The sequence below is a fragment of the Psychrobacillus sp. genome, from assembly GCF_056205495.1.
In genome coordinates this window covers 1-5,214 of the sequence record NZ_JBAEAP010000583.1, presented here as the reverse complement: position 1 = coordinate 5,214, position 5,214 = coordinate 1, and the positions used below count along the sequence as shown (strand labels likewise).

Below are 5,214 nucleotides of genomic sequence, written 5' to 3'. Positions count from 1 at the left end.
ATATCAAATGGATAATAAAATGAATTGGTTGGAAAACTAACTTCTGAGTCATTCCCTTTCACTCTTTAATTATAGGAAATAGGAGATTACAACATGAGAAACTTTTTTAAATTCACAGAACGGAACACTTCCTATAAGCAGGAATCACTCGCAGGGATAACGACCTTCCTATCGATCGCTTACATATTAGTCGTGAATCCAATTATTCTAAGCCAGTCTGGTATGGATAGTGGAGCTGTATTTACAGCAACCGCTCTTACTGCAATCATTGGATCACTACTTATTGGTCTACTTGCTAACTATCCAATCGCAATTGCACCGAGTATGGGTTTGAATTCATTTTTTACTTTTTCTGTCTGTATTGGAATGGGAGTAGAATGGCAAGTCGCTTTGACAGGTGTCTTTGTTGCAGGAATCATTTTTATGCTATTAAGTTTAATGAAAATCCGAGAAAAAATTATTAATATCATTCCTTTGGATTTAAAATATGCAATCGCGTCTGGAATTGGATTCTTCATCACATTTATTGGATTAAAAAATGGAGGAATTATTACTGGAAATCCTGATACATTTGTTTCCATCGGTGATTTAACTTCACCTATGACCGTACTAGCCATCATTGGCCTAATTATTACAATCGTTATGTTAGTTCGTGGAATAAAAGGCGGCATTTTCTACGGAATGGTCATTACAACGATTATTGGTATGATTTTTGGATTAATTAAAGTTCCGTCATCGATCGTTGGAAGTATACCAAGTATTGAGCCAACATTTGGTGTTGTGTTTTATCATTTAGATGAGATTTTTACACCAGAGATACTGACTGTAATTTTCACGTTTTTAATCGTTGCCTTTTTTGATACAGCGGGGGCATTAATTGCACTTACTAGTCAAGCAGGAATGATGAAGGGGAATACAATTCCAAATATCGGAAGAGGTTTACTTGCCGATTCTGCGGCTGGAGCAATTGGTGCCATTTTAGGTACATCGACGCCTGCTACAAGTGTTGAATCTTCAGCTGGTATAGCTGTCGGGGGAAAAACAGGCTTTACCTCTGTTGTGATTGCAGCTTGTTTTGTGATTGCCTTGTTCTTTTCACCACTGGTTGCCGTTATTTCAGTCGAAGTAACAGCAGCTGCATTAATCATTGTAGGTGCCCTAATGGCCATGGAGATCAGTAAAATAAACTGGTCTAAATTAGAAATTGTCATTCCATCGTTTTTAACAATTATTATGATGCCTCTTACTTCTAGTGTGGCAATTGGAATTGGATTAGGTTTTGTTCTATATCCTATCTGTTTAGTAGCACAAAAGCGTTATAAAGAAGTTCATCCAATTATGTATGTACTTTGTCTGTTGTTCATCTCATACTTTGCTTTTATAGTATAGGTAGGGAATTAGAGAACTAAAAGAATATAGCCCAAGAGTAATTAATGAGTGTCAACTATAAGAGACGTAGGTTAGTTCAGCTAATCTATGTCTTTTTTATCTTATAAATTACTTATAAACCTTGCTATAAATAGTGCCCATATACTACTATTCGTACCTTACGAATCTAATCGCACATAAATCTTGTGATTGGTAGAAATGTGTTATTGTAGTATAAATACTAGAATGACTTCCTCGATACATATAAAAAAATTTAAAGATGAAGGAGAATCACATGAGCTGGAGTAAATTGAAGAAAAACTTGGAGAGTTATCTCTGCCCTGCATTACATGGAAGGGTTGAATACAGTGCTAGTAGCTACCGTTATTTATCTGACAAATCAGGAACTTGTTATATTACGGTAGATAGAAAGAATGTACTGAATATGAGTGATAAAACAAGTTTAATTAAATGGTATCTAACTGAGCAGGAAATTAAAAATGATTCAACTATCCAAATACCTGTTAGCGTGCAGGAAATGGAAGCAGTAAAAAAAGAAAGTAACGGTAAAGTTCCGGCTGATCGTCTACAAGTAATTGCTAGGAGTAGAAAATTATCGGAATATGCAAAGGAGCTTATGTCAGCACAGTCCTCGTTGAGCAAATCAAATTTTGTAGTTGTAGCCAATCAGTTTTTATCTACTTCTATAGAGGATAGCCTAGAGAGTAATGATATATTATTGAATGTTCTTGCTTTGGTGGACAGACGGCTTGGCAAAAAACGAATTTTAAACATGTCGGAGAAGATGAAGTTAAAACACCCAATTGTACAGTATTTTTATGAGCTGCGGCTTCGTACGTTATGAGAATAAATAACGTGATAGCATGCAACAAGCAATCTTGGGGAAACTGAATAATAGTTGAGTTTATTAATTTACATTTTCATTTCTACTAACTTATGCTCTTTTATCGTAATTAGAGTTGAAAAAACCACCAACCAGTAATGGAAGGTGGTTATTTTAATATTATTTTAGATTAAAGTCCTGTCTTCCAAGCTCATCGCCCAGTATTCCTTGGTTAGCTATTAAAGTAACAGGAGTTTCTAAGTCATCTAACTCATATGCAACAGCATTTTTTACCGTGCCGTCTTGCTTAATTGTTTCCGATTGTGAATCTAAAAAGCTATCATCTGGTGACATGCCAACATCTAATTCATTAATAGCATTAGGGTTGTTATCTTGTACAGCAGTAAAGACAACCATCCATGCCGTCATTGGGTCTATATCTTTGTCACTCAAATTTGTCGTATCATACCAGATAGCAAATAATGGTTTTTCCCCATATTCATTTCCTGTTTCACCTGGTTGGATTACTTTAGTATCGGTAATATTTATTTTTAAGTCGACTAATTTAACTTCATTATCTTTAAAATAAACATTCTCTTCTTTTACCGCTGTTTCCTTTTCAACTTCATTTCCTTTAGGAGCAGCAACATCCTGAGTTTCTTGCGTTTCTTTATCTTCAGTTTTTTTGTCTGCACCACAAGCACCTAGTAGTAGCGCACAAATAATAGTTGCGCTGAAAATTAGTTTTTTATTCATTTATTCTGGTCATCTCCATTCAACTATTCATTTTAGAAGATTCCTGAAAGGAAGTATATAGCAATAATAACCAGTTTATTAAAGGAGTTCTTACATTCTCTAGTCCTTTGCCTTCTGAAACGTTAAAAGAGTAAGCCACATTATTTAGAGAATGTAGTGACAATTATATGTATTACTATATAATTATAACTTGTTCTAATAATGAACAGAACAAGAAGGAGAATACTAAAATGAAGAAGAATTATTTAATCTTACTACTAATAAGCATTTTAATGGTTGGTTGTACCGACGTAGAAGACGCAGCCATTTCAGATGTAGAAACAATTCCAGAAGACGTACCTACAGCTGAATCAAATATAAATAGTGAAAAAGAAGAAGCTATTCCTACTATTGTTGAGGAACCAGTAATTGAAGAAATTACTGACCAAACAAATGATGACTTGTTTTCAGGGTACAAACTGATCGAAGTAGATGGAGGTGATTTGTCCGGATATCGTGAATCTAACGTGGTCGTAGACATTGGTTATGGGGAACGTGAATATTGGGCGTTTACCAATGAATATGGTCAGTTAGTACGTGTCATTGCTGAAGAAATCACTCTACAAGATGACAATACAGAGCCTGTATTATCGTCTGGTAGATACTATTCAGATGAGGCAAAGGTGCCGGGAGTCGAAAGTGAATTTTTAGATGAAGGGCATATCATTGCGGATTCTCTCGGAGGGGTATCCAATGCATATAATATTACTCCACAAGAAAGTACCCTTAACCGACATGGTGATCAAGCGTATATGGAAGATGCCATTCGTAAAGCAGGTGGTGCTACTAATTTTGAAGCAATTATCACTTATCCAAACACAGAAACGCAGATACCTTCCAGTTATCAGTATACTTATACGATAATGGGTAACAAAATCGTTGATACATTTGACAACGTTAACCCTGATGAAGTAAATGCATCCCTCGGTTTAACGGGTAATAAGCCTCCTGCTCCTACTAGTTCAAACACTAACGAAGATATTTCCAGTGTGGATACAAACGGTAATGGACAGGTGACGATTAAAGAAGCTAAAGCAGCAGGTTTTAGTATGCCAATCACGAGTGATCATTGGTTATACCCATACATGCATGATAATGATAAGGACGGTATGGTAGGGGAGTAAGGCTATACGCTAATTAACTTACTGTTTTTGTTTTCCAGAGAGATACCCTTTATTAGGAATCCGTTAATTTGGGCTATCTTTTATGAGGTAGTTTTGAGCTGCAATCTGGTAACATTCAGGTTTGCAATATAAGCATTATAGTGAAACTTTAATAATAATTAGCCATCTATCTAAAAAAAGGTAGATGGCTATTTGTCGAGCATATAAAAAATAATTGTATTCAGGCTTATGTAAAATTCCAAAATAGCTCGATATTTTTAATCCGGCCTAACTAGAATCAGTTTAGTTTATAAGTTATTACATACTTGCTATTGAAATATCTATTATCAAGCTTCCTTTTGGAAACATGTAGATTTTTAAATACCTTTGTTATCTCGAAGTTCTATAATAGTTCCTTCTGGAGCTTTTAGTTTGCATAAGCTACCATTCTCGACATGGTATATGTAATCATAGTTCTTTAAAAAAAATTCGGTGCCTATTTCCCTTAGACGAGAGACTTCTGCATGCAAATCTTCAACCCATAAACAAAAATGAGCTAGACCTTGTGAATTGGTGTTTCCATCACTAAGTATTTCATCTTGTTTTCCAGTTTGCAGTTCAATATAAAAATTTCCTAATTGTATCCAAGTGTTAAAGCTACGCCCATGAAAATTCGGTGATTCTTGTACTAGCTTGAAACCTAGCCCTTCCGTATAAAACTTTAATGTTTCTTCATATGTATTGGTTTGGATGCACAAATGATGAACAAAACTTTCTACCATGAAAACTACCTCTTTCCAATAAGCTATTTACTTTAACTAATTGTACCAATTAAATCATTTAAATAAATACACATTAAATTACTTAAACCAGTGCTAGTAAAGGGTCTTAAAAACAATTATATCTTAAGTATTACTTAGATATTGAAACACTATAAAAAAAACCTCTTAAAAAGAGGTTATAGCAAACGTTTCATTCATTAAAAGTTGTATGGCTTCCGCGGTTTCTTCTAGGTTATCAATTAAAGTGACAGTATTATTTGTTAGGTTAGTAATCTCGAAAGTATTTGTATTTTCTAAGCAACGAACTTATGCTACTTGTTTT

5 protein-coding genes are annotated in these 5,214 nt (G+C 34.6%); 3 read left to right on the top strand and 2 right to left on the bottom strand.

Features of this window, described 5'->3' with window-relative positions; translation table 11 throughout:
• Positions 1-93: 93 nt before the first annotated feature.
• Complete coding sequence (locus AC06OU_RS16490) at positions 94-1,389, top strand: NCS2 family permease (RefSeq protein WP_475857229.1); 1,296 nt, start codon at positions 94-96, stop codon at positions 1,387-1,389.
• A gap of 274 nt (positions 1,390-1,663) precedes the next feature.
• A complete protein-coding gene (locus AC06OU_RS16485) occupies positions 1,664-2,233 on the top strand; it encodes an SF0329 family protein (protein ID WP_475857228.1) in 570 nt (189 codons plus the stop codon).
• Between the two features lie 159 nt (positions 2,234-2,392).
• Here the strand turns inward: AC06OU_RS16485 and AC06OU_RS16480 are convergent, their stop codons facing one another.
• A complete protein-coding gene (locus AC06OU_RS16480; protein WP_475857227.1) occupies positions 2,393-2,968 on the bottom strand; it encodes a DUF5067 domain-containing protein in 576 nt (191 codons plus the stop codon).
• A 230-nt stretch (positions 2,969-3,198) separates the two neighbouring features.
• Between AC06OU_RS16480 and AC06OU_RS16475 the strand changes: the two genes are divergently transcribed.
• Positions 3,199-4,131 (top strand): DNA/RNA non-specific endonuclease, encoded by a 933-nt coding sequence (locus AC06OU_RS16475; RefSeq protein ID WP_475857225.1) that lies wholly within the window; start codon positions 3,199-3,201, stop codon positions 4,129-4,131.
• A 356-nt stretch (positions 4,132-4,487) separates the two neighbouring features.
• Here AC06OU_RS16475 and AC06OU_RS16470 read toward each other — a convergent pair whose 3' ends face one another.
• Complete coding sequence (locus tag AC06OU_RS16470) at positions 4,488-4,892, bottom strand: VOC family protein (RefSeq protein ID WP_475857223.1); 405 nt, start codon at positions 4,890-4,892, stop codon at positions 4,488-4,490.
• Positions 4,893-5,214: the final 322 nt, after the last annotated feature.

Excerpts from the sequence above, each read along its gene's own strand:
- AC06OU_RS16480 (WP_475857227.1), bottom strand. The coding sequence starts at position 2,968 with ATGAATAAAAAACTAATTTTCAGCGCAACTATTATTTGTGCGCTACTA.
- AC06OU_RS16485 (WP_475857228.1), top strand. The coding sequence starts at position 1,664 with ATGAGCTGGAGTAAATTGAAGAAAAACTTGGAGAGTTATCTCTGCCCT.
- AC06OU_RS16475 (WP_475857225.1), top strand. The coding sequence starts at position 3,199 with ATGAAGAAGAATTATTTAATCTTACTACTAATAAGCATTTTAATGGTT.
- AC06OU_RS16490 (WP_475857229.1), top strand. The coding sequence starts at position 94 with ATGAGAAACTTTTTTAAATTCACAGAACGGAACACTTCCTATAAGCAG.
- AC06OU_RS16470 (WP_475857223.1), bottom strand. The coding sequence starts at position 4,892 with ATGGTAGAAAGTTTTGTTCATCATTTGTGCATCCAAACCAATACATAT.